This is a genomic window from Brevibacillus fortis (genome assembly GCF_003013395.1).
Taxonomy (GTDB): domain Bacteria; phylum Bacillota; class Bacilli; order Brevibacillales; family Brevibacillaceae; genus Brevibacillus; species Brevibacillus fortis.
In genome coordinates, this window is the sequence record NZ_PXZM01000023.1 from 194,309 (window position 1) to 218,759 (window position 24,451).

Below are 24,451 nucleotides of genomic sequence, written 5' to 3' on the forward strand. Positions count from 1 at the left end.
GATGTTTTTTTATTCCATTTTTTGCAGTCGGTAAAAACCTGCATAACAACTTATGGTTAATTATGTAATAAATCTCAAAATAAGGAGGAGGTGACGATGTTCCATGAAGCAATAGAAATCTAAGAACATCTCTAAAAAGAGGAGCCACAGGTGCCACTAAAAGCAAGTGTATAATCCGGTGGTAAAGGAAGTAGGGTGAGACTTATAGCAGCAATTGCATTTAAAAAGGGCGTTCCACCCCTTCGACAGGTTAAAGGAACGCCCGCAGGAGGAGCAGTTACAGCTCCTATAAGTAAATGTATCACGTTACCTCTACATCGAGAAGGAGTAACCTATCACGATATTGATCATTTGAAAAGCATTGTGGAACAATTGCGCGGACAACTGGTGCAATTGTATTTAGAGAAAAATGATTTTTTGGATGATGACGTTGTGGCATTAAGCCAGCAATTGGATCAGTACATTCTGGTAATTCAATCAAAAATGATGCCAATTTAAAATGAAAAGAGAAGAAATTTACCAGATAAAAAGATGTAAAATTTACGCTTATCGTTATTTTCGGTATAATATTCCAAGTGAAGGTGAGTGATTTAATTGTTAGCTCGGAAAATAACAGTTTCAGTCCTATCGACCGTACTATTATCTGCTTCAGCGTTACCAGTAAGTGCTTTTGCTTTAAATTCTCCTACAGCAAGTACATCAAGTGAATTTGAAAATGAATACGTATATGATTATCAAGGAGTAACATTTAGAGGAAACGCTCCTTTAAGTGATGAACAATTAGCATCAATGTTTAAAGCTCTTCATATAAATACGAAGAATAGCGCACAGAAAGTTGGTTCTGATAAAGTCGATCCAGGAGGTCCTGGGTCAGAAATAGTTATAGGGCCTATGTATCATAGTTATAATAATCAAGTTGCACGAGAAGCCGCACATATTATTATTGCTTTTTTGGCATCTAAGAGTCCAAAAACGGCGCCATTTTCATGGGTATTTTCTAGATTGAGTGGTTGGGCAGATTCATCAATAAAAGATACTCACGTTGGAGCATGGCAATGGCGAGTTCCAGATGGCAAATGGGATATCTATTACGACACCATTGTCCACTATAAAGATGATACTTATAGGAGAACTTTAGATGTTCAATATTACGAAGTGGACAGAAAAAGAAGATAGCTGATAACTTCAAAGGGGAGCTTAAGTGCTCCCTGTTTTCGTTGAAATTACATAGTGGAGGTATCTTTAGTGACATACTATTCATTTCTCGTCTTTGTGCTTTTCCTTGTAATCACGAAAGTTTATAACTTTATCGAGAGTATACTCACCCCACTAGATTTCGCCTTAGTTGTCGGTATGGGAGTTTTCTTGTTGTTACTAAAATGTTGTGAATGGTTATCTGGCGTATTGGAGAAGTTTTGTATCAAGTTCAAAATAAAAGTATGGCAATTGTATGTAGTCACTACAATTTTGTACTTTTTATTTTAGCTCCTTATGCACCATACTTTGATCAAATGAATGTGAACAGGTTCCCCACACTCGAAAGTATCTTCTATTCTTAAGACTGGATAGTATTTTTCTGCCTGATTAACTCCTTCGTCTTGGGCATCAGGTCAGCGGGCGGTTTGATCAATTCTATGTGTGACTGCGGATTCGACGAAATCGGGATTTATTTCGCCTAACTCGTTAGTCAGGATACTTTTTACTTCCTTCAATGTGTCGATTGGTGCGGAACTACTACTCTAGAATTTAACAGGGTCGGTACCTGACGAACTGTAAAGTCGCTGCATTCGCGGGCCTAGTAACGGACTAATGGAGAAATCACCGGAAATAATCATAAAAATGGACTGTCATTCAGGTGGCAGTCCATTACTTTCATTGGAGGATGTGAGTTGCGTGAGTAATCCATTTGACGGCAGTATCCGTATGATCCGAGGAAGTCGAACAGAGCAGGATGGGAACTTGCAAATTAGAAATGAAAAACATGACTCCATTTTTTACAAAGCAATCGATCCTAATGCCAGTATAGAGGCGAATCTGAAATCGTTTGATCTTCCTGAAGACTATGTAAAATTTTTGCATGAGTTCGATAGTGCCGTCTTATTTCGAACTTTGAGACTTGGCGGTGGTTGCAGTATATTGAGTCCTCAACACGTTATTCAATACTGGAAAGGATACAGTATCGATCATCCGTATTATCCTATCGCATGGAGCAGCCACTCACTAGGTTGTGTATGCGTAGATCAAGACAGAATAGACAGCGGAAATGGCTACCTCACATGGATCGAATCGAGGGACCCTGATAATCCAATTGACATTGACCTGACATTTACAGAATGGCTGGATAAGCTCATCGAGCATGAGGGGAAGGAATTCTGGATTCCACCTTACGAAGAATAGCTACAGCCGCGAGAAATCGCGTTTGTTTTTATGAAGAACGTCCCAATGTTTTCCGTAGAATACGAACCTTGATAGGATGGTTATAATTGTTTTGTATCTGCGACCATCACACCAATCGAGGATTCATTAATTATCGGAGTTAGAGTTACAAGGGGCACCTTTCATATTTGTACAGACGGAGGGATTGCGATGGAGGACATTATCGTAGAGCCGGGAATAGGGATTGGCCCAATAAAGTTAGGAATGACTAGGGAAGAAGTAAAGGCTCATGAGCAAGAATGGCCGCTGAAATATGTGACATTTCTGATACAGTATGAGGAAAACAAAGTGAGTTTTATCGAAGTTCCTATAGATACATACAATTTCAGCGGAGGATTCAGTTGTTTTGTTTACGGTATCGATGTAGTTCATACGAAGGCGACACAATTAGCGGAAAAAATCGATAAGATATCAAATTATACGCGGGATGACGGTGCAAAGTGGGGCGACAGGTACGCTTTTCCTGAGATAGGTTTAGGTTTTTGGCGAGAGGTTGTCTTAAATGAAGAAGATTTAGAGACAGAAAAATTCAAAAATTTGGATCCAGTAATCCAAGAGGATAGACTAAGGAATCAATATTTCAGTACCGTTTTCGTCATGTATCCAATGGTTTAATAGGGGGCATATCCAACAAGGTAACAAGAAGCCCGCGTTAAGGACGCGATTTCTCGCGTCTTTTTTTGTTTCCAGCACAGTCACATATGACCTCCTATTGCTTTTCTAATCGTAATCAATCGTTGATGTACAGTTTGAGTTGAACTTAAGAGAATCCCAATTCAACAGTTAAGTAGCGTCCAACACCGCAAATACGGACGCTTTTGCATAAAAAGTAACCTTTACATAATTATTTATTATTATGAGATTAACAGAAGGGGATAATGAAATGAATTATTACGTAATATTTTTCGTTACTTTATTTATGACTCTCTTCTTTAGTGTTTTATTCATAAAATGGAATAAGCGTGCAGCATTGCTCTATCTCTTAAATACTTTCATTGGCTTAATTTTTATTTTTTATACCCAATATTACAATGCCTTTGAGAACATTAGCTTTGTATTATTGCCATTATTAATCTTAGGAATATACTTGAATATTGTTAAGATAATTAGGATTGTAAGATAATCTTGGTAGTTGTATACCTCGCCACTTTCCATATCGGGTCTTTTTATAGAGAAATGAAGAATGGTTCATTCTCACTCCCTATGCCAATCAATTTATTAATCCCAACGATCAATCTTTATAACTCGTGTAGACTTATTGGAGTTACTCTATCAGGTTCCACCGCTATCTTCCTGATTTTGATAAATCGACCCCTGTAAGGTCATTGTGAATATATCGTAGATTGATGAAACATCCTCTGCCAGGATGTTTTTTTATTCCTTTTTTTGCAGTCGGTAAAAACCCGCATAACAACTTATGGTTAATTATGTAATAAATCTCAAAATAAGGGGTGGCAAATATTGATGTTCCATGAAGCAATAGAAATCTAAGAACAGCTCTAAAAAGAGGAGCCACAGGAGCCACTAAAACCAAGTGCGTAATCCGGTGGTAAAGTAAGGAGGGTGAGACTTATAGCAGCAATTGCATTTAAAAAGGGCGTTCCACCCCTTGTCATTCAGCTCTTCTCCAAATCGCTAGAATCTGCTTGTAAACGTACCCATTCGCGGGGAACCCATCGCCGGGGGAGGCATGAACAACGTCTGCTCCATACCTCTCCTGATAAACTGAAAGCTGAGGAACAGGACGAATTAAAAGTCTGGTTAGCCCAAGATCCCCATCCAGAACGCCTTTACAACGCCCTTCAGCACATGAGAACGGTGTATGCAGCTCATACAGAAGAATCAGGGAAAGAAGCACTCCAACAATGGATTGCTGAGCATCTCACTTCCCCCACCGCTGCCATTCGGTCGATTGCAAAAACGGTTGTCCAATGGCGCGAGTCGATTCAGAATTATTTTTCGTTTCGGGTCACGAATGCTCCGATTGAAGGGACACACAACAAAGTGAAAGTCATTAAGAGACGAGCCTATGGCTATCGCAACATTGAGCGATTCAAGATTCGAATTCGGCTGGAGTGTAAACCAGCCATGTAAAATAGTGAAAAACTACGTTAGAGGAAGATCAAGCACGTTTAACGGTGAAGAGCTATAAAAATACTTTGTCTCTACTATTAACAAGGAGGTTTTATTTATGGGAGTAGATGATTGCACTTTGTATGGGATTCACAAAATGAAGATTGTCTCGCGGGCTATCATTAAGAACAAAAACACGGGCAAAACAATCAATTCACATTGGAGTTATTACAGATGTAAATGTGGAAACTTGTTTGCTTGCAGTGGAGCTCCGCAACTCGGTGAACCGGTTATGGATTATTTAACTAACCACTACATGGATGGTGTGGGAATGAGTGGTATTATTACAATCTTTGTTGATCCAAGTGATATTGAATCAACTACCGACGACACGATTCCAGGTCATAGTTTCATGTAAATTTATGAACAAAATAGAGAAGTGCTACAGTGAAATGTAGTACTTCTCTTTATATTCTCCGAAGAATTAATATTGAATTAATTTTTAAACTGTTTTGTTCTAATATCGTCCCAATAATAATCAATTTTAAAAGTTTCATTTTCAGGTATTAAAGTTACCCTACCTGATTGTTGCTTAACATCGCTTTTTGAAGAGTCTTGTAAAAATATTGTATAACTAATATTTAGTGATCCGGTGGTTTCATCTCTCTTGAAGTCTGTAATTTTTACATCTTCTACCTTCAAAAATATATCGTTATAAGCTAAATAAGCAGCTGTAAAACCAATATTTAATTTGATCAGACTTTCAGGCTCTTCCTTTTTAGTTAAATAGGGCTTTGCTTTTTCTTGGATCACTGGTATATATGCAGTAAAATCTCCAGGGGTTTTTACATATTCTTCTTTTTTGACTTCGTAAAGAATTTTAGTATATTCAACCAAATGCTTCTTAGTTTGTTCTTTTAACTCATCTTCTGAAATTCCAGATGAACATGCGGTCAAGCTGAACAATAGCAAAATAGCTGAAAGTATCATTCTCAAATGAAAAACCCTCCTTTTAGTACAAATTCCTTATATTGGAATTATATCACATTTGTAGAAGTGTTGAAATCTACCACACTATCTCAAAGTACAAAAATTGCATCATCTGCACATTTAGGTTTCGCGCAAGTTAAAAGTGCTTAGTTTCTTAGCATAGGGAAAACTAACAAATCTAAAACAGTAACGCCTTCTTGGGGTAATAAATCAGGAATAAAAAAGGAGGCAGATATTATGATTAATGTCTCTCATAATATATCTTCTACATCTCCTTCAAAATCAAGCTTTGACTTGAAATCTATTATGGCACATGAAATGGGGCATGTTGTGGGGTTGGATGACGAAACTAAGCTAAAATATGGTGACTCTGTTATGTACGAATCATTATCAACTAATGAAATTAGATACAATCTTAGTAAAGACGACGAAAATGGCTATCATGCCATTTCCTGGTAGGGGGGATAAGAATGATTAATAAAAAAGCAATTGCTATCGGGCTATTAGCTTTCAGCTTTTCATTAGGGTTCGGATTGAATATTTATTCACAAAGTTTAGTCAGTGGAAACGTAACTGAAATCAACAGACATGGACTTGTCCCTAGATATAGTATCGAAGAGTTAGCCGCCGGAAGTCAGTTGATTATTAAAGGTACTATAGTTGATATTGATAAGGATAAATGGAATACTGAAGATGGTGGACTACCGGAAGAAATTGGGGTTTCTGATTCGATCTACAAAGATGTTTCTGTAGAAATAGACGAAGTTCTTAAAGGAAACCAGGAAAAAGGTGATATAGTCGTCGTTCGGATGTATGGTGGTGAGATAAACAATACAGTAATCAGAGCTGACTATGAGGCTTCGTTTACAGAAGATGAAGAAGTTGTTCTTTTCTTAATTGAAGACGACTCCCTGAAAAATAAAGAGGGCTCAACCAATTACTTTGTAACCTTAGGTAATTACCAAGGAAAGTATGAGGTCAGTGATTCGAAATCTAAAGTGTTTATTCAAGGAAATGCAGATAAAAAAGTTTCGTCCTTAGAAGATTTACTCGAAAAAATTGAGGATCACAAAAACGATCCGTTGCCACCTCAATTAGTAGAAAGTGACGAACCAGATTTGGAAAAATAAAAGGGCACCGGTAAGATTCTGAGCCAATAGCCCAATCAAAAAGTGCACCCTTCGTCTTGCACGCCATAATTTAATATAGCCAGTTTCTTCTGAAAAAAAGGAGAAATGTTAGATTCCCGTTATTAAAAATGAAGTTGTAGACTGTCTGTGTCTACAACTTCATTTTAAGACGAGACCCTTACATACATAACACTGTTTGGATGGTTAGGGAATTTGAATAAGCAAATAGGTAACCAAAACGAGTTAGGTGGCTAGCATCCTGTTAGGTCATAGTAAATATATCGTAGATTGATGAAACATCCTCTGCCAGGATGTTTTTTTATTCCATTTTTTGCAGTTGGTAAAAACCTGCATAACAACTTATGGTTAATTATGTAATAAATCTCAAAATAAGGAGGATGTGACGGATTTTCCATGAAGCAATAGAAATCTAAGAACATCTCTAAAAAGAGGAGCCACTGGTGCCACTAAAAGCAAGTGAATAATCCGGTGGTAAAGGAAGTAGGGTGAGACTTATAGCAGCAATTGCATTTAAAAAGGGCGTTCCACCCCTTCGACAGGTTAAAGGAACGCCCGCAGGAGGAGCAGTTACAGCTCCTATAAGTAAATGTATCATGCTACCTCTAGATCGGGAAGGAGTAACCTATCACGATATTGATCATTTGAAAAGCATTGTGGAACAATTGCGAGAACAATTGGTGCAAATGTATTTAGAGAAGAATGATTTCTTGGATGATGAAGTCGTGGCATTAAGCCAGCAATTGGATCAGTACATTCTGGTAATTCAATCAAAAATGATGCAAAAAGATAGAAAATAAAGTGTTTTTGTTTCAGGAGGAATTCCACACGTTTCGAAGGGAGAATACTCAAATTTTGAGGGGTTAAACCGAAAGGAGGAGCTTTCACAACAGGTAATGCCCATTATTGAATACTCCGATGTATATCTGTCACTTTGTCTAGATACACTGTATTCCAAACGCTAATTGCGTTAATCAGAATGTTTAAAGCACTCGCGCGCGCTCGTAGAGGCTCTATGTCAAGTGTCATACAAACAGAAGTAATTTCCAGTAAACTTTTCACTCTTAACCAGCAGAAAGTGTCCATTTTTACTTGACGGTTACATCTGACAACTGGCAACAAAACAATCAGGTGGAACGTGGTAAGTTTAGACCTTTACGCTCCACGCGACAGATAAATCAGAAAATATATGGATTTCAAAAAAGGTAGAAAATAACTTGACTTAGCGCTTTTGCAAATAGTAATGTATGGTTAATATTAACAATAATTGGAAGGAGATGTTTCGAAGTGAGTTTAAAATTGGGCAATGTACAAGCTCTCTTGACAACAAGCGCACTAGTTTGTGTCCTAGCGATTCCTCAGACAATTATGGCACAAGGTACAGGAGATAATCCAAACTTTTCTGAGGATATCAAGACAGAAAAAGATTTGAAGTGGATGGAAGAAAAAGAGAAAATGGTTAGTGAGTACATTGAAGAGAAATATACAAAAAATAAAGGTATTCGCGTTCTTGGTGTCGGAGGAACTCGAAACACAATAAGAGTTCCAGAGTTCGAGCAAGAAACTTACTATTACTGTGGGCCAGCAACAGTCAAGCAAGTGCTAGATCACATTAACGGTAATTCTAATAGTCAAGATGATTATGCATCTGAACTTAAGACTCATGACGATAATGGTACAGATTTTTCTATGGTTGATAATGTGTTAAACGATAATCAGAACGACAATAATTATGTTTATAAAACATTCAATTCAGATGAAAAAGATAAATGGCTGAGCAAAATTGAATGGGGAGTTGACAATAATTATCCAACTATTTTGGATTTGAAAATTACTTCTAAGTACATGCCAAAATATAGAGAATCAGTTGAGGGTCACATTCTGAATACATCTGGTTATGACTGGGAGGACCATGAGATTCGATTGACAGATCCTTTTGACCAAGGGAATCGTGGTATTACATTAGGTAATACATGGCATCCAGCCGATGGTGTTTGGAAAGCAAATCAAGCCCATTTCCGTGAAGCGATCATTTATTAATGAAGGTATGATATTAGAGTCCTTAGAGTATGAGTGTTACTGCTCTAAGGACTCTGTCTTAGTATTCAATAGCTGCGGAGGGATTAATATGAGAGTGTATCTGCCAGTATTCGCGACTATCCTAGCATTTACAATTAGCTCAGGATGCGCGCCTTCTTCCACAGAAATTTCATCAACTAATAAAACAAATATTCCTCAATTAAATCAAAACACTACTCCTTTAATTCAAGAAAAAGCCGCTCCAGCATTGCAAGCTAAAGATACATACATAGATACCTCTGAACTCCCAACAATAAACAAAGTCTCGGAAAACGACGCGAATAGCTCTTTTAAAGTTCCTTTTTCTATTCAGGAATATCAATTAGAGCATCCAGATTTTCGTCATGATCTAATTGCACCTCAGTTTGTAAACGAAGATTATATAATATTTGATATGAATCCAAGTGGAAGTAATCAAGCGTCTATCGGATTATTTGATCGAACAACAAAAAAATATAAGAAAATCTATCTTTCCCCTAAAAAAACTATAATTAATACCTTAGTTGGAATAAATGATACTTTATTTTGGGTTGAATATGAAAAACAAACAAAAAAAGACAGACCATGGAAGATAATGTCCTATGATCTTAAAAATAAAAAAACGTATCTTGTTAAAAAAGGTATTAGCGATGATGGTACATCAGTTCCTATATTGACGAATACAGACAAGTATTTAACGTGGATAGAGTATGAATTAAAGAATCAAATCATGTGGAGCAGGGCTATGTTATATGACCCTGTTATAAAAGAAACAAAAATTATAGCAGAGGCAAAATTGGATGAAACGAAGGGACGGAATGGACATTTTTTTGCTATTCAACGTCCGAGTGACAACGGAATGCTAATTCACGAGTCGGTTTACACGAAAACGTCAGCTAACGAATCTAAAAAAACATACCAGATTAAATTCTATCCGTATGATATGTCATCGTCAATTTATTTACTTGACGGTAAGGAAATTATTGACTATGTAATAAACAAAAACTGGTTTGTATGGACAGAAGAAGGCAAAGTCACAGTCGCAAGCATGCATGACGGAAAGATAAAATACCAATATTTTGCTGAAAGTGAAAAATTAACGAATGACACGCCTTACATTGTAGATCATTATTTGTTCTATCGTTATGGGATTAATCAGATTTATATTGTTGATTTGAATACGGGCAAACGCCAGAAATTTAGTAAAGATATTGCTAGCACATCAAAGATTTTCAATTCAGAGGATTACTTATTTTTTGGTCAGTGGGAGCCAAGTGAAAGTACAGGTCGTGCCAAATTTCATGTAATTGATTTATCAAAGTGAATAAAACAGTTGTATTTTGGTATGATCCTTCACTAGCGGTGCATTAAACCGCTCTAATCATTCAAAATACCCATAATTTTCGTTTTTAATGTGTTCACGACATAAAAAAATTCTTTGAATACATGTAAACAATGTCACAACGATTTATTTAACAGTGATTGTCACATTGGAGTTAAGATAAGTGCAGAATGTTGGCTCTACCCCTTTTCACATTGAAATGATGTCTCACCCTGTATACGGCAAAATAAAAGTGCAGAGTTTGGCAACCGACTTTGATACAATGGCAATTCATTAGGTTTTACATGGAGAGGCGGGTATGATAGGCTTAGTACCCTTGCGAAACCTTGGTATACCGCCTTTTTGCAAGAAATCATGCCCGTAGAGGCTCCATGTCAAACCTTGCATAATTATGAATTTGAACTACATATCGGTGAATATCGCTCATTGCCAAACTCTGCACTTTCCGTTTGCCAAATACAGTCTCATCCCTAATTATAATAACAAATAATTAGGTTATTATATTGAATTTTATATAATTTAAGGTAAGTCAAGCTTTATAAGGAGTGTGATTGATCTGCCTAAAATATATCGTAATGCTTTGCTTGTTGTAGTTCTCAGCACAATAACTTTATTTGGCTGCTCCAATATGTCTGAAAAAACTGAAGATATTTCTGTTAATTCTGCTCAATCGGACACTTTAGATAAGGTAAAAAATGGGCAATTAGAAGGTGTCTTAATTGGCATTGGAGCAACAAAGAAAGAGGTTCTGGATAAAATCGGAACCCCCGTCAAGAGTGGAAATTCTGAGTATGGATTCACAGTATATTATGAGGGTTATGATTTACAATTCGAAGACTATGCTAATTCAATTGATGAAGTAAAGGATATTAGTAAAGTCGTCCTAATGAATGCCGAACCAAAGACTGTTGGAATGACTGGAAAACCTGAGGAAATCAAAAAAAACTTAGGAGAACCCTCTAGAGAGTTTATGGATGACTCAGGTGATAATACGTTTATATTGGAATATGAAAATAATGAAAATCTACTAAGATTTACGTTTGATTCAAAAGAAAGTCCAGTAAAGTATGTTACCCTTCGAGTCGAATAAGCTAGATTATCTGGCTTATTATTTCTAACAAGGGTATCTCGCCAACATTCTGCATTTATCGAGTCTGTAAAATGTTCTGTGTATACTCTCAACCGGATTAACCCCTCAAAATTTGAGTCGTTCTCTCTTATTCTCGCATTTTGACGACGCTGGTGATAAGTGGACATGGGATGATAGTTTTGAAATTGGTGATGATCGACCGAATAATAAATATAATTAATAAGAAGGGAGGGCTTCCTTCCCTTCTTAGTGTATTTTTAGTAAGGGGCGGATGTATCATGAAAAAAAAGTAGTACTAGGTATTATGCTCCTGTTTTTGCTTAGTATGATTGGGTTATATATGAATTTTCAGGCACATGGTAAAACGTATGGGTGGGTTGTAGTAACAAACAAATGGGTAGAAAATGACAAATATTTTCTTAGTATCAAGCATTTTTGTATAAATAACGAAACTGAATTTTGTAGCAATGAGAAGACAATTAGAATTGGAGAGGAGGTAAGCTTGTTAAGCTCCTCTCCTGTAAAGAGTAAAACACTTAGCGCTAAAGAGGCATATGATCAAATCGAACAAAATGGTAAGTATGTTTTTGGCTATATTTTCATTGAGGGAAGAATGTGGCCATTAAATATGCCTAATACATTAGTTGAATTTAAACCATACAACAAAAAAATATAATCAAAGTATTTTGTTGTTATTTTTAATTCAAGATTAATGAAAACAATGGAACATGGGATTACGAAAAGGAAGAATAATTTAAATTTGCTTCCAGATAGCCGGTTAACACTAGCAGCGTAACCGGCTATTTTTGTGTCTAGAACTCCTTAACCTTGTAAACCCACATTTTCGTTATTCTTGCGGCGTCCATATTAAAGTACGGTTTAAAGTCTACCTTTTGACATTTGACTGGAATGTTCGGAAAAATGGCGTTACCGACCTGTCTGAAAAATTAGTCCATAAAAAAAGAGACGGTTCTCCCGCCTCTTCTCTTTTACTTGTGTAACCCAGTTGACTCTGTTTTTCTACCATTCCGTTTCCGTTTTGTGTTCAATGACTGGCAATAATTTTGGTTCAATTGCTTTCATCATTTGTTTCAGTGAATGCTCGGAGATCGGTACTCCATCACCTTGAAGTTGTCCTCTAGCCTGTGTTTCTGCAATCACATCAATCACTTGTTGTTTCGAGACATTCTTAGATGCTGCAATCTCCACAACAGTTTTACCTTTTGCTAATTCTTGTTTTAATTCTGTCGGGCTCATTTTTAGTAAAGCAAACAGTTTTTCATCGTTTAAAAAGGCATCAGCGGTATAATCAGGCTTACCATTTAAAGAGAATAGACCTTCTACTTTCATGTTTGAAGGTTTTGGACCTGTAGGAATACCTACGATCTTAGTAACACTAATGGTATTGTCCTGAACAAAAACCTGGTAGACCGGTTTGTCAAACATCTCATTGGTGTAATTCAACATCCATGTTTTTTGATTTGGATTCTCCATTTGCTCCATAGCAACCTCGTACTGTTCGACGTTGCCATACATTTTATCAATAAGATGATTTACCTTCGCCTTGATTTCCTGATCGGTTAAAGTAATGAGTGACTTTTCCTTAGGCTCCCAATTCTCTTGAATCACGTGTTCAATCTCACCCGTATTACCGTTTGTATGGAGGGTAATCTTTTTGCCGGTTCCTCCTTTTTCCTGTAGTACGATGCTTGTTTGGTTCACGTTGATTAAATTTTCCCCTTTGGATACATCACCTTGAACGTTGCTTGCATCGATAATCTCAAACGATTTTGTTTCGGGAAATGCGAGATACAGCTTTTCAAGCGATGATTTGCCAACCTCATCCACCTGGACTTGTTCAGTAGTCATCGTTGTTCTTGTAGGCATTTCAATCACGCCAGAAGCCGCAAATGCTGCAACTGGAATCAAAATCGCAGTAGCAACCATTCCACCAATTAATCGTTTTTTCATAGTTAATTCGCTCCTTTTTTGTTGTAAATAATGAGATAGGATTGTTCTATTTGTTCTCTGAATAAGCAGCTTACACACTATATTGCCTCTTTAGCGGAAAAAGGTTCGGTTCATATCTTATTTTTTTGCATCGTGAGCAGACCCCATACCCATCAAGCGAAGGAATTTGTCTATCATTTTGTAGGAAGGAGAATACTAATGATTAGCATTAAGAATTTAAAATCCACAAAGAAAATAGCATTGGCTACTATTGGTTTATTAACAATTGCAGGACTTGCTGTTTACTATATAGGTGACTTAAAAAAACAGAGTTTTCTTTATTCCAGTGATTCAGATTATAGAATAGTTTCTGGTGAAGCATGGTTTACCGAGACATTCACTGACGTGGAGGGTCTAGCTGAAAATGCAGATATCATAGCCGAAGCTGAAGTTATTTCTCAAGAAAATAACGCTAATTATGAAAGACTAGATGTGTATACAGTCTCTGAATTAAGATTAACGAAAGTCTATAAAGGTGATGTAGAGATAGATGATACAGTATCTGTACTGGAAACTGGAGGGGAATTCGATGAAAGAGAGGTGGCCAAATATTTCGCAGGAAAGCCAGGATCTAAATTAGTGAATGATGATAATGGTGAACCCAGAATGACATCGGTAGGGATTGAAGGAAGTATTCCTATGAAAGAAGGAAATAAATATTTTGTTTTCTTAACAGAAGATAAAGATGACATCTATAACATAGTAGGGTCAGTTCAAGGAAAAATAAAGATTAATGACGAGAACACACTTGTATCCCAAGTTTCACTGGAAGTAATAGAGCATAGTAATCTTTATTTCCTGCAAGAAAATTATTCAGGAGAAAATATCTCTGAGCTTAGAAACGAAGTTGAACAACTCATTGCATCCTCTCCCAATTAGCACCCAAAGTCTCTCTCAACCGCAAAATTATTACGAAGTAGACAGGAAGAGAAGATAACTGATATTACAATGGAAATCGGGGGCTTAGGTACTCCCTGTTTTCGTTGTAATTACATGGGGGAGGTTTTTTCAATGCAATACTATTCATTCCTCGTCTTTGTGCTTTTCCTTCATATCACAAAAGTGTATGATTTCATCGAGAGCAGACTCAGCCCGCTCGATTTCGCTATAGTCGTTGGTATGGGAGTTTTTTGGCTATTACTTAAATGTTGTGAATACTTATCGGGCGTATTGGAAAAGGTATGTATCAAATTCAAAATGAAAGTATGGCAATTGTATGTAGTCACTTTAATTTTGTATTTCTTATTTTAGAGCCTTAGCGATTCCCTGTACCCTCTCGACCTGTTATAGAGGAGGTATCGAAGTGAAAAAGATACGAATAGTCATCGCTATTTTCATAATATTTATTGCAGGATGGTTTATTCTAAAAACGATATACTCTCCTGAAAATACAGTAAGGACCGTCATAGACAATATAGCAAATGGCGCACAAAACCACGTGCAAATGGAACAAGACCAAATTGAATTAATTCGTTCCCATTTTGAATTTGCCGCTAAGAATAATCTAAAATCACCCGAAATTTCAATTAGGCAAGTGGAAGGAACTGGGGATCATATACAGCTAATTGCAGCGTTTCAAATGATAGATTACGATGAAAATAATAGAATTCGAAAAGTATATGCAGGAAATCTCCTTTTCACCCTACAGAAATCTTCGTTTTATAAGTGGGACGTAATAAACGTCGAGGAAAAAATGAAACTTAGCCTTTAGGTGGAAAGTGCTTGTAATAGGATTCACCCGTTTCTGTTCAGGGGACGGGTTTTTCCATGTTCAGTATTTTTTCGCCTATGTAACGTGAACCAAACTCCGCGTTCTCGTGAATATACAGTAGAGCAAAAACGAAAGGGGGGCGCGCTGTGGATGAGTGGGAGTTGATTGCCAAATGCCAAGAGGACGAGCCTGAAGCCTTTGAACAATTGGTCAAGCCTTATCTGGCGATGGCATACCGGACAGCGTATCTGATCATTCATGACAAGCATCTGGCGCAGGACGCCGTTCAGGAAGGGCTCATCGAAGCGTATCAGCACATAGATCGACTCGATCCAAAACGGGGAGTGGCCTTTCGCAATTGGTTGTACCGGATCATTACGTTTCGGGCTCTGAATCTGGTACGCAAGCAGAAGCCTGTGGTGGAGTATGAGGAGCTGATCCCGGAGGAGGCGCTAACGCCGCTGGATAACGTGATCCAGCGGGAGGAGCAGCAGCAAATATGGCAGGCGATTCGCAGCATGAAGGCGGAGCATCGCGCGGTTATTATTCTTTACTATTACGAAGGCTTCAGCGTGTCGGAGATCGCCAAAATTACGGGTTCCTTTGAGGGGACGGTCAAATCGCGCATGCACAAGGCGAGGAAGTTGATTGCACAGCAATTGGACAAGGATTGCATTCCATCTGATTTTTTGCGGGAAGGGGCAATGACTCATGACTAACGAGGAGCGGCAAATCAGAGAGGCGCTCACGAAAGTAGCGGAAGCTGTCGAGATACCGGAATTTCAAATGCCAGGGAAAGACTCCTCCTCGCAAGTGGCAAGGCTACCGTTTTTCCGTCAGAAAAAATGGAAATCAATTGCAATCGCTTCGGCAGTGGTTGTCACTCTGCTCACAAGCATGCAGGTATCCCCGTCGTTTGCAGCCTATGTCCAATCGATCTTTGAACAGTACGGAGGAGGGCTGCAACAGGCCGCTAGACAAGGCTTTTCCGAATCACCGAATCTGTCCGTTACGGATCAGGGGCTGACCTTGGAGGTAAAAGAAGTGATTGCTGATCCCGTTCAGGTGACTGCTGCTCTGGTGATTAAGCAGTCGGATGGCAAGGTGTTGAACTCTGAATTGCTGCTAGGTGAAAACTCCCATTTAAATGAAATTGAACTGTTAGACGGAAACGGTGAGGTGATGTCAAGCGGCTGGGGAGCATCCTTTGACAAAACAGTCGGATTCATCGGATTTACTCTTGGGAGGAAGGAACAAGAGCCGATTCCAAAAACACTGTCCATTCATTTCAAGGAAATAGGCGGCACAAAAGGAAGCTGGAAGCTGCAAGTGCCGATTACGATGGCAAAAACGGCTGCCGCAACGACTGAGCTGCCTGTCAATCAAACACATACGACGAAGCAAGGGTTAAAGCTGACCGTTCACAAGTTAATTAACACGCCAACAACTACCCGCATCCAACTGGAGACACAGTGGACAGACTCCGCTAAAAAACAGATAGAACAAGAAGCGAGGAAACTGGCAGGAAAGACTGCGGCCCCCGACTACGCTCCATTTGTCCCGTATCAACAATATTCATTGACCTATCATTACGAGGCGGCAGATGGCAGTAAGAGAGAAGCAGAGAAGCTGGAGTTTGCCAATTCCATTGACCGGTACGGACATTTCCGCTGGATATGGGATTACGATCCGTTAGAAAAAGGCAAACCAGTGACACTCGTCATTGACAGTCTCTACAGGGCTGAGCCGTACGATATGAGCGTGACATTCAATCCGGCTGAATTGAGCAAATAGCCATTGGTGAAACAGGTAGGAGAGGATACCATCATCTTAAAAAACAGCAGGCTGGTAAAAGAAGATGATACGAACAAACAGGCAATCGAACTGGAGATCGAGGTTCTATCGAAAGAAATTACCGAAATTAATCCGGTATGGTGGGTGCTTCAGAATGAGCAAGGGACAACCTACCGATGGGAAGAAAGTAATCGTAGCTCGGGAAAGCCAGATCAGTTGGGACGCAAGCGAAACACCTTCACGCTAGTGATGCACGAGTACAGGAACAGAGAGGTATATGAAACAACCAAGCTCCCAGAGAAGCTCACATTACGTCTAGATGTCGTGACGAAAAAATATCCCATGGAATGGCGAATCCCGCTTACCAATCAATAAGGAAGAAAACCGCCCCGTACAAAGGGCGGTTTTGCATGTTTATTTCGCGACCAACTGCGGCTCTTTCTGCCCAAGTCGGATCGTCGCTTCATTCGGAAGCCACATGCCTGTGTTCTCGTCACGTCCTTGCAGGACTACCGTAGGTTTTGCTTTGCCCATTTGTTCGGCACCTTTGGTAATTTGTTGCCCAATTTTGCCGCCCTTGACGCGGTTTACGACGAGCACGAGCTGCACGCTGTCGAGTTCTGTCATCATTTCAAAATCCCCATTGCTATCGCCCGCGATGAAGATAGGACCATGACCATACTTTTTCACCAATACATCCTGGATCACTACAGTCTTGCCGTGGGCTACCGTGATCGGGTAGTCAGGCTGGTACACATTCGTGATCAGTCCGTTTTCTGTTTTCAGACGCATGCCGATGATGTTCTCCGCTGGGAGATTGTAGCCATATTTCGGGAGAGTGGCAAAGACACGAACGACATCCTCCAAGGAGGCCGACACGACATACACGTCGATGCCATTGGCACGCAGCGTGTTCATTAGATTCGCGACTTCTGAGGTGAGGCGAAGGCCCGTTGTGTGAGATGCTTTCACCACGCCTGTTTTACCTGCCAACGATTTCGGGCTCGTCCAGGTTACTTTTTCAATCGCCATGCCTAGGCTATGATCATTGGATGCTTCCGCCAACTGTTGCACGTCTTCAACGGTCATGTTCGTGAAGAGGTAGAGGATCCATGGATAGCCAATCGTGTTGCTGTGCGTATCGTTGATTGCTTCATACAAGAAAAACAGCTTTGCTTTGAAATCTGCGAATTGCTCTGTTGCTGTCACTTCTTCCAGTGACTTCGTTCCTTTGAGACCTTGATAATTTTGATATAAGTACGTGTAGTCAGCTACGAGATCAGTCGCGATGGCATCGAGTATGACAGGCTTGCCGTCGACATTTTTATACGAATCGGAAAACGGTCCCTCTGGTACATTCGTGCGAATGACCTTCCCGAATTCTTCTGGCGTGAGCTTGTAAGCCAAATGGTTGATCTGATAGACAAACAGCGCTTCTTCTGTGTCATGCATGATGCTCGTATTATCCCAGTCAAAAACGACATACGGCTTTTTCTTGGCATCATAGTTGGCACTCTTGATGCCGTTTTTCTCAATTAATTCATGGACGGCCTGATAAGTAGCAGGTGCCCATTTCCCCTTGTCGAGCATCTGCACGTTGGTGTCTTTGGCCAGAGCTGGCATCTGCATCGCGAGTAGAGCGACGATCATCAGCATGGTCAGCCACCACGTTTTGTGTTGTGCTTTTCTGTGTGACATTGTTGTCATCCCCTTTTTCTTTTTCTCGATCCCTCCAAATGAAAACGCTGTCATTTCCTTTAAAAAGAAAAAGGTCTTCCCCACGCCTTTTGCAAAGCGCGGGTAGAAGACCTCATTGTCTTAAGCGTTTTCATTTGTATTCTAATCATACTAAATCTTACAGCAAAAGCAAGAAGATTCCGATAAACATGATAAGGGCAGGACTAACGATCTAATCTAGCGAAGACAGAAGCGTTTGCAAGAAAAAAGTGGATATAATCTAACCATAAGATAGATGAGAGGATGATGCTCACGTGACATTGATAGAATCCAGCAAAGGCATTTTGATGAATTGCCTGGCATTACAAGCGAATGAGACATTTTTGGTGGTGGCCGATGAACGGAAGCGGGACATCGGGGAGGCAATCTGGGAAGCAGGGAAGCAGCTCGGGGCAGAAGCGATGCTGATGGTCATGAAGGAGCGGGAAAAGTCAGGACAAGAGCCTCCTACTGCTGTTGCAGCGGCGATGAAGAGCGCAGATGTGGTGGTGTGTGTGACCCAGCACTCTTTGACGCATACAAAAGCACGAAAAGAAGCGGCGGCAAATGGTACGAGACTGGCTACCATGCCAGCCATTACGGAAGATATGTTCCTTGCTGGAGCGATTTCTGCCGACTATACACAAGTAAAGGCTCTCACCGAACGTGTGACCGAGATGCTGACCCGGGCAAGTACCGTACGGATCGAAAAAGCGGGCAAATCATTGACGTTTTCTATCGACGGCCGCAATGGGGTGCCGAGCACAGGCATGTACGTCAATCCTGGTGAATCGGGCAACTTGCCTTCCGGAGAAGCGTATATCGCCCCACTGGAAGGGACAGCAGAGGGACAGATCATGGTCGATGGTTCTATCGCTGGTATCGGAAAAATCGATTCGCCCTTGCTGCTGACGGTCCAAAATGGTCGGATCACAGAGGCAGAAGGAACGGCGGCTGAACGCCTCCTGCAAATGCTCGGTGACCAAGACGGGAGGATGCTGGGTGAATTCGGAATCGGAACGAATGATAAGGCGCGTATCACGGGAGTTGTTTTAGAGGACGAAAAGGTGTACGGAACGATCCACGTAGCCTTCGGCAGCAACAATACTTTTGGCGGGACAATTGTCGCGGGGGTACATATTGATCTGGTTGTCAAAGAGCCGGATGTGTACTTGGACGACAAATGTATCATGAAAAGCGGAAAGCTATTGGAAGCATAGGACAAACTAGATGGACAGGCAGGATGAATCCCGAAACGAAATGTTGTAAGATGGGAGATATCCTAGAGGTGGATGTGGTGTGATCTTGTTGTTCGAACAAATTTTTGCTCTCATTTCGATAGGCAACCTGATTTTGGCTGCGGTCCTTATTTTTATGGAGAGGCGCAACATTGCAGCAACGTGGGCATGGTTGATGGTTTTGCTCTTTTTGCCAGGTATCGGGTTTTTCATCTACCTGATTTTTGGACATAAATTAAGCAAAAGAAAGCTGTATCGGCTTCGAGAAGGGGAGTTTTCCCATTTTCGGGCTGCCGTAGATAGACAAAAGCAACTGCTTGAGCATGGCGATATGCAAGTGAATGACCCTGAGATGGAGCGGCACCGCGACATGATTTACATGAACGTGGTGAGCGACGGAGCGTATTATACGCAGGATAATAAGATTCGTGTGTTTGCAGAAGGGCATAGTCTGTTTGATCTCATGTTCAAACAGATTGAGGAAGCACGGGAGCATGTTCATTTGCTCTACTATATTCTCAATAAAGATGAACTGGGGAAACGTCTCATTCAACTGTTGGCGAAGAAGGCAAAGGAAGGCGTCGAAGTTCGATTGCTTTATGATGCGGTAGGCTCGTCAGGTATCTCTTCCCGGTTCCTTCGACCATTAGTAGAAGCAGGTGGACAAGTCGCTTCTTTTTTCCCGGCGAAGATTCCTTTTCTTAATTTTCGGGTCAACTTCCGCAATCACCGCAAGCTGACAATTATCGATGGAAAGATTGGCTATATTGGCGGTTTCAACATTGGTGATGAGTATTTGGGCAAGGATAAGAAGTTGGGGTATTGGCGCGATACCCATTTGCTGGTCGAAGGGCGAGCCGTGTACATGCTGCAAGCCCGGTTTTTCTTGGACTGGAATTTGTCTTCGCCCCAACGAATGCAGGAGTCGATATCGTATTTCCCGGAGTTGCGTGAGGACAAGGGAACCATTGGCGTTCAGATCGTATCGAGCGGGCCAAATTCGGAGAAACAGCAGATCAAGCACGCCTTTTTAAAGATGATCTATAAGGCACGGAAGAAGATCTACTTGCAGACACCGTATTTTGTTCCCGATGAGGGTATGCTGACGGCACTGAAAATGGCGGCGATGTCCGGCGTGGATGTGCGGGTAATGGTCCCAGGAAAACCTGATAATTTGATGGTGTTCTGGGCGACTCATTCTTATCTCGGTGATTTGTTAAAGAGCGGTGTGCGCTGCTTCCTCTACGAAAAAGGCTTTATGCACGCCAAAACAATCGTGGTCGATACCCAGCTGTCGTCTGTGGGAACGGCCAATGTGGATATTCGCAGCTTCAAGCTGAATTTCGAGACGAATGCGTTTATGTACGATTCGAAGATGGCAGAGGAGCTGGAGGAACTGTTTGTCTCCGATCTGGCTGATTGTAGGGAGATCACATTGGGAGAGTATGTGAACCGACCACTGCGTTTACGCTTGTTGGAATCGCTGACGCGGCTGTTGTCTCCGCTATTATAAAAGCAGTACGGGAAAGCAAAAGAGGACCTGTTAGCCTATGTGAACAAACACGGGCTGGCAGGTCCTTTACTGTTTACGCTTTAGGCCGTACCGAGCGTAACATCCATCTCCGTCAAGTATTGACGGTAAGCGATGCTCGCACGGTCGCATTTTAAGGACAGCTCTACTTGCATTTAAACGTCCATGCTTCCGTTGGCGACAAGGTGATCTGCTGTATGTCTTGAAGAAGAAACAAAGGAGTGGGCGGTAGCACTGTACTTGTTAGCATGATATCAATTCGAAGGACTCGGTTACGACGATGCTTCCTTTGACGGATTGGACCATCGGGCAGTTTTTGCTCGCGGCTTCAATGGCTTTTTGCACTTTTTCTGCTTTCATGTTTTCTCCCGTAATGATGAAGTGCAGGTGAATTTTTTCAACCCGATTTGCTTCTGCCTCATTGCGCTGAACATCTGCCGTTACCTTCATGTCTGTGCACGGCATTCTCATCTTGTCCAATACTTTTCGCAAAACGCCGCCACTGCAAACTGCGATGGAAGAGACCAAGAGCTGGTAGGGACGAAAGCCATACTGTTCATCACCCGATACGTGCAGCTCACCGTAGGACAGTTGAGTGATAAAGCCATTTTCTTTCGCTTGAAATTCCATGCGTAACCCTCCCGTGAGATTGCTTTTCTTCATTATAAGGAAAAAGGCTCCAGCGCGACAGTAATCTATCGGTACAAGAGCCTTTTGCAATTATTTCAATGCTTTCCCATTTTGCAAGAGAGACTGGATGCAACGAGGAAGCATGTCTCTTAACGTATCGAATGCATAGTCCACGTCCAGACGCTCCGTCCACTGATGAGCGTCACGTCCGACTGGACCGAGGTTCATGACAGGTACATCAAAAGCTTCGAGCTCCTGAAGCGGAATGGAGTAGCCGTTGTCCCATAAAGGCATGTTTGCTACCAATGGCTTCATGGATGCCGCCGGATATTGAAGTCCGACGTAGCTTAAGTCAGAGATACCGCCAAAGTAGTTTTGTTTGACCAAATTGACCTGGTGCTGATCTCTTGCGTATGCTTTCATCTCTTCCATCGTTTGTTGGATCAGAGGATGATTGCGCGAGCTGACTGCCGGGTAAAATGGCGGAGCAAAGAACAAGATCATCATCGGCGACAGCTCTTTGCACAGAATCGCTAATTGATCCACCAGCTCGATCGTGGTGTCGCGGTCGTCCTTGTCGCCGCGGTTGGCGATAACATCTGCTTCCAGCTGGCGCAACTTTTCTTCTCCGTACGTTTTCTTCGCGTAGGCATACAGCTCTTCGTAAGTCATGACGGAAATGGACAGATCACGTGGGCTGAACGGCGCGAAGTTGGCAAACTGGCTCGCGTGCTTCAGGTAGTTTTGCTTCATACTCTCTGCGACATTTCGTGCTGCTTCGAGCAGAGGCTCTACGACATCCTCCATTTGCTTCTCCAGCAGGAACAGGTTGAACAGCGTCACAGCGCGGTGCGGGATTTGCACAGAGTACTCTTTTTTCAGATCCTTTTGAATCAGGTTCGTCGGCGGAGGAGAGGCTTCACCTTCTACGACCTCGCAAAAGGATGTGTTCAGCTCCAGCTCACATGTAATTTGAGAGGCCATGTAATTGCCGTTTAGCCCAGCAAAAGGCTCGCCGACATGTGTTTCTTTGCCGTAGCAGAGGAAGCCTGGCAGCACTTTTCCGATGGAGCCTGTGTACAAGTACGTATTCGTATCCCCTGGATAGCGGGTAAACATCGGCTCGGAGTTGAGTACGGTGGTGTAGCTCAGGTCGAACTCTTCGGCGATTTTCAACAGCGCTGGGACCGCTGCCCGCATTCCGACAGAATTCACCTCTTCATCAGGGACGGTCAGAAGCAAAATGTTGCCGTCGAACTCTCCGGCAATCGCTTGCTCAATCATCGACATGTGCAGCGTCAGTCCGCACTTCATATCCATGGTGCCACGGCCAAACAGCCAGTTTCCAGTGCGGATATCCTGCTGAACGTCGGCTGGCATATCTGCTTGGTTTTGCTGGAAGAGAGGAGTGAGGGTCTTCGGATCAAAAGCATGTTTCATCCAAGCACCGTAATCCTCGACATCGACCACATCAAAATGGCTGACGAGAATGACGGTGTCCCGTACCCCTTCTTTTTTAATCAGAGCAGTAACAAAATGGCGCCCATCCCCGGTCGGATTCGCACGCACATGATCAGGATTGGCTTGATAATAAGGCAGGCTGCGCAGCTGATCCACGACGTAGCCAGGCAAATCCTTCTCGGCAGATGACCCTGTAATGCTTGGGATGCTTACCAAATTGCACAAGAGATCAACGAGTTGCTCCTTCGTTTGCCATTTTTGCATTAAAAACGCCTCCGTTTTCCGTATAGTGAAAACTGTTTCCGGTTAGTGGGCAAAAAAATTAAGGTAAGGCGCCGATCTTGTGAGAAATTTCTTTGGCACTTTGTTGTGTTTGCTCAATTAGTGAGGACAAGAGTTGATCGTTGATCCGATAGCTCGGAACGCCGATACTCAAAGCGCCCATGACTTTTTGGTTAACGCCGAAGATAGGAGCGGCAATGGATGCAGTGCCCTCGGTTTTCTCACCGTAGCTGACTGCATAGCCGTTTTGTCTGATTTCTGGCAGTCGTTCTAACAGTTCGCCGCGTTTTTGTGCATTTGGGATTAAAGCGGTCACGTTTTGCTCTGCTTCGGTCGGGTTCATGCTGGCGAGAATCGTTTTGTTTGCCGCACCGATATGCAGCGGAATACGCTCGCCCAGATTATCCATGCTTCTGACAGACATGGGACCTTCCACTCGTTCGAGTACGATAGCATGAGAGCCTTGCGGAATGTTCAGATAGACCGTTTCTCGTACATCTGCTGCCAATTGTTCCATGACAGCTCGGGCGACAGCGCGCATATCCATCTTGTCCAGGATGCGCAGCCCGATTTCCATCCATAAATAGCCGACCTTGTACTGCTTGCTCTCAGGAACCTGGAGGATGAGTCCATGCTTGATGAGGCTGCTTATTAAACGGTGTACCGTACTCAGTGGTAGGTTCGTTTGTTCAGCAATTTCCGAGATGGACCAATGCTGCCTGTTTGGGTCTGATACCAGGACGGAGATGATGCTCATCGCCCGGTCAATCGATTGTACCAACGTAGGTTACCTCCTGGCCTTGTTGCATAGTGACTGCTCATCGAATGTCACGCCAGCTTAATATGACCTCAATCTATCAGAATTTTTCAGCCGAATCAATATAATTTAGACTAGATAAAACTTGTTGACAAAAAATTTGAAACTATTTTACATTAAGAGT

25 protein-coding genes and 1 pseudogene are annotated in these 24,451 nt (G+C 41.5%); 20 read left to right on the forward strand and 6 right to left on the reverse strand.

Annotated elements, in window-relative coordinates; all coding sequences use genetic code 11:
- Positions 1-195: 195 nt before the first annotated feature.
- The 6 genes and pseudogenes from C7R93_RS15105 to C7R93_RS15140 all read left to right on the forward strand — a co-directional run bounded on the left by C7R93_RS15105 (position 196) and on the right by C7R93_RS15140 (position 4,927).
- Positions 196-498, forward strand: coding sequence for an aspartyl-phosphate phosphatase Spo0E family protein (locus C7R93_RS15105; protein WP_106839587.1), 303 nt, complete (start codon positions 196-198; stop codon positions 496-498).
- 96 nt (positions 499-594) lie between these two features.
- Positions 595-1,176: a hypothetical protein gene (locus tag C7R93_RS15110; protein WP_106839588.1), complete on the forward strand. Its 582-nt coding sequence runs from the start codon at positions 595-597 to the stop codon at positions 1,174-1,176.
- A 717-nt stretch (positions 1,177-1,893) separates the two neighbouring features.
- Positions 1,894-2,397 carry an SMI1/KNR4 family protein gene (locus tag C7R93_RS15120; RefSeq protein WP_106839590.1) on the forward strand — a complete coding sequence of 168 codons (504 nt, stop codon included), beginning with the start codon at positions 1,894-1,896 and terminating at the stop codon, positions 2,395-2,397.
- 189 nt (positions 2,398-2,586) lie between these two features.
- Positions 2,587-3,051: a hypothetical protein gene (locus tag C7R93_RS15125; protein ID WP_106839591.1), complete on the forward strand. Its 465-nt coding sequence runs from the start codon at positions 2,587-2,589 to the stop codon at positions 3,049-3,051.
- Positions 3,052-4,047: 996 nt separating this feature from the next.
- Positions 4,048-4,530, forward strand: a pseudogene (locus C7R93_RS15135) (ISL3 family transposase); the annotation flags it as partial.
- Positions 4,531-4,627: 97 nt separating this feature from the next.
- Entirely contained in the window at positions 4,628-4,927 is a 300-nt protein-coding gene (locus C7R93_RS15140) for a hypothetical protein (protein ID WP_069849760.1), read from the forward strand.
- A 77-nt stretch (positions 4,928-5,004) separates the two neighbouring features.
- Here the strand turns inward: C7R93_RS15140 and C7R93_RS15145 are convergent, their stop codons facing one another.
- Positions 5,005-5,505: a hypothetical protein gene (locus C7R93_RS15145; RefSeq protein ID WP_069849758.1), complete on the reverse strand. Its 501-nt coding sequence runs from the start codon at positions 5,503-5,505 to the stop codon at positions 5,005-5,007.
- Positions 5,506-5,715: 210 nt separating this feature from the next.
- Between C7R93_RS15145 and C7R93_RS15150 the strand changes: the two genes are divergently transcribed.
- The 7 genes from C7R93_RS15150 to C7R93_RS15180 all read left to right on the forward strand — a co-directional run bounded on the left by C7R93_RS15150 (position 5,716) and on the right by C7R93_RS15180 (position 11,813).
- On the forward strand, positions 5,716-5,958 hold the full coding sequence (locus tag C7R93_RS15150; protein ID WP_327951463.1) for a matrixin family metalloprotease: 243 nt from the start codon (positions 5,716-5,718) through the stop codon (positions 5,956-5,958).
- Between the two features lie 11 nt (positions 5,959-5,969).
- The gene (locus C7R93_RS15155; protein WP_106839594.1) at positions 5,970-6,629 is read left to right on the forward strand and encodes a hypothetical protein; all 660 of its coding nucleotides are present in this window, start codon (positions 5,970-5,972) and stop codon (positions 6,627-6,629) included.
- A 506-nt stretch (positions 6,630-7,135) separates the two neighbouring features.
- Positions 7,136-7,447 (forward strand): aspartyl-phosphate phosphatase Spo0E family protein, encoded by a 312-nt coding sequence (locus tag C7R93_RS15160; RefSeq protein ID WP_106839595.1) that lies wholly within the window; start codon positions 7,136-7,138, stop codon positions 7,445-7,447.
- A 487-nt stretch (positions 7,448-7,934) separates the two neighbouring features.
- A complete protein-coding gene (locus C7R93_RS15165) occupies positions 7,935-8,687 on the forward strand; it encodes a C39 family peptidase (RefSeq protein WP_244191552.1) in 753 nt (250 codons plus the stop codon).
- 88 nt (positions 8,688-8,775) lie between these two features.
- Positions 8,776-10,029, forward strand: coding sequence for a hypothetical protein (locus C7R93_RS15170; RefSeq protein ID WP_106839596.1), 1,254 nt, complete (start codon positions 8,776-8,778; stop codon positions 10,027-10,029).
- Between the two features lie 565 nt (positions 10,030-10,594).
- Entirely contained in the window at positions 10,595-11,137 is a 543-nt protein-coding gene (locus C7R93_RS15175; protein ID WP_106839597.1) for a DUF4309 domain-containing protein, read from the forward strand.
- A gap of 271 nt (positions 11,138-11,408) precedes the next feature.
- Positions 11,409-11,813, forward strand: a complete 405-nt coding sequence (locus C7R93_RS15180; RefSeq protein ID WP_106839598.1) for a hypothetical protein — start codon at positions 11,409-11,411, stop codon at positions 11,811-11,813.
- Between the two features lie 344 nt (positions 11,814-12,157).
- Here C7R93_RS15180 and C7R93_RS15185 read toward each other — a convergent pair whose 3' ends face one another.
- Positions 12,158-13,108, reverse strand: a complete 951-nt coding sequence (locus tag C7R93_RS15185; protein ID WP_106839599.1) for a hypothetical protein — start codon at positions 13,106-13,108, stop codon at positions 12,158-12,160.
- A 198-nt stretch (positions 13,109-13,306) separates the two neighbouring features.
- On the opposite strand from C7R93_RS15185, the gene C7R93_RS15190 reads away from it, so the two are divergent.
- From C7R93_RS15190 to C7R93_RS30660, 5 genes are all read left to right on the forward strand, one after another.
- Positions 13,307-14,026 carry a hypothetical protein gene (locus C7R93_RS15190; RefSeq protein ID WP_106839600.1) on the forward strand — a complete coding sequence of 240 codons (720 nt, stop codon included), beginning with the start codon at positions 13,307-13,309 and terminating at the stop codon, positions 14,024-14,026.
- 424 nt (positions 14,027-14,450) lie between these two features.
- Positions 14,451-14,858 (forward strand): hypothetical protein, encoded by a 408-nt coding sequence (locus C7R93_RS15200; protein ID WP_106839602.1) that lies wholly within the window; start codon positions 14,451-14,453, stop codon positions 14,856-14,858.
- Positions 14,859-15,004: 146 nt separating this feature from the next.
- Positions 15,005-15,577: an RNA polymerase sigma factor gene (locus C7R93_RS15205; RefSeq protein ID WP_106839603.1), complete on the forward strand. Its 573-nt coding sequence runs from the start codon at positions 15,005-15,007 to the stop codon at positions 15,575-15,577.
- On the forward strand, positions 15,570-16,652 hold the full coding sequence (locus C7R93_RS15210; protein WP_244191553.1) for a DUF4179 domain-containing protein: 1,083 nt from the start codon (positions 15,570-15,572) through the stop codon (positions 16,650-16,652). Before C7R93_RS15205 ends, C7R93_RS15210 begins: the two co-directional genes overlap by 8 nt.
- 6 nt (positions 16,653-16,658) lie before the next feature.
- The gene (locus C7R93_RS30660; protein WP_244191554.1) at positions 16,659-17,027 is read left to right on the forward strand and encodes a hypothetical protein; all 369 of its coding nucleotides are present in this window, start codon (positions 16,659-16,661) and stop codon (positions 17,025-17,027) included.
- A gap of 39 nt (positions 17,028-17,066) precedes the next feature.
- Here the strand turns inward: C7R93_RS30660 and C7R93_RS15215 are convergent, their stop codons facing one another.
- Complete coding sequence (locus C7R93_RS15215; protein ID WP_106839748.1) at positions 17,067-18,350, reverse strand: haloacid dehalogenase-like hydrolase; 1,284 nt, start codon at positions 18,348-18,350, stop codon at positions 17,067-17,069.
- Positions 18,351-18,643: 293 nt separating this feature from the next.
- Here C7R93_RS15215 and C7R93_RS15220 point away from each other — a divergent pair, with 293 nt between their 5' ends.
- Both C7R93_RS15220 and cls read left to right on the forward strand, forming a co-directional pair.
- A complete protein-coding gene (locus C7R93_RS15220; RefSeq protein ID WP_106839604.1) occupies positions 18,644-19,588 on the forward strand; it encodes an aminopeptidase in 945 nt (314 codons plus the stop codon).
- Between the two features lie 82 nt (positions 19,589-19,670).
- Complete coding sequence (cls, locus tag C7R93_RS15225; RefSeq protein ID WP_106839749.1) at positions 19,671-21,119, forward strand: cardiolipin synthase; 1,449 nt, start codon at positions 19,671-19,673, stop codon at positions 21,117-21,119.
- Positions 21,120-21,380: 261 nt separating this feature from the next.
- On the opposite strand, the gene C7R93_RS15235 is transcribed toward cls, so the two are convergent.
- The 3 genes from C7R93_RS15235 to C7R93_RS15245 all read right to left on the reverse strand — a co-directional run bounded on the left by C7R93_RS15235 (position 21,381) and on the right by C7R93_RS15245 (position 24,291).
- On the reverse strand, positions 21,381-21,767 hold the full coding sequence (locus C7R93_RS15235; RefSeq protein WP_106839605.1) for an OsmC family protein: 387 nt from the start codon (positions 21,765-21,767) through the stop codon (positions 21,381-21,383).
- A 90-nt stretch (positions 21,768-21,857) separates the two neighbouring features.
- Entirely contained in the window at positions 21,858-23,492 is a 1,635-nt protein-coding gene (locus C7R93_RS15240; protein ID WP_106839606.1) for a M20/M25/M40 family metallo-hydrolase, read from the reverse strand.
- A 58-nt stretch (positions 23,493-23,550) separates the two neighbouring features.
- On the reverse strand, positions 23,551-24,291 hold the full coding sequence (locus tag C7R93_RS15245) for an IclR family transcriptional regulator (protein ID WP_106839607.1): 741 nt from the start codon (positions 24,289-24,291) through the stop codon (positions 23,551-23,553).
- Positions 24,292-24,451: the final 160 nt, after the last annotated feature.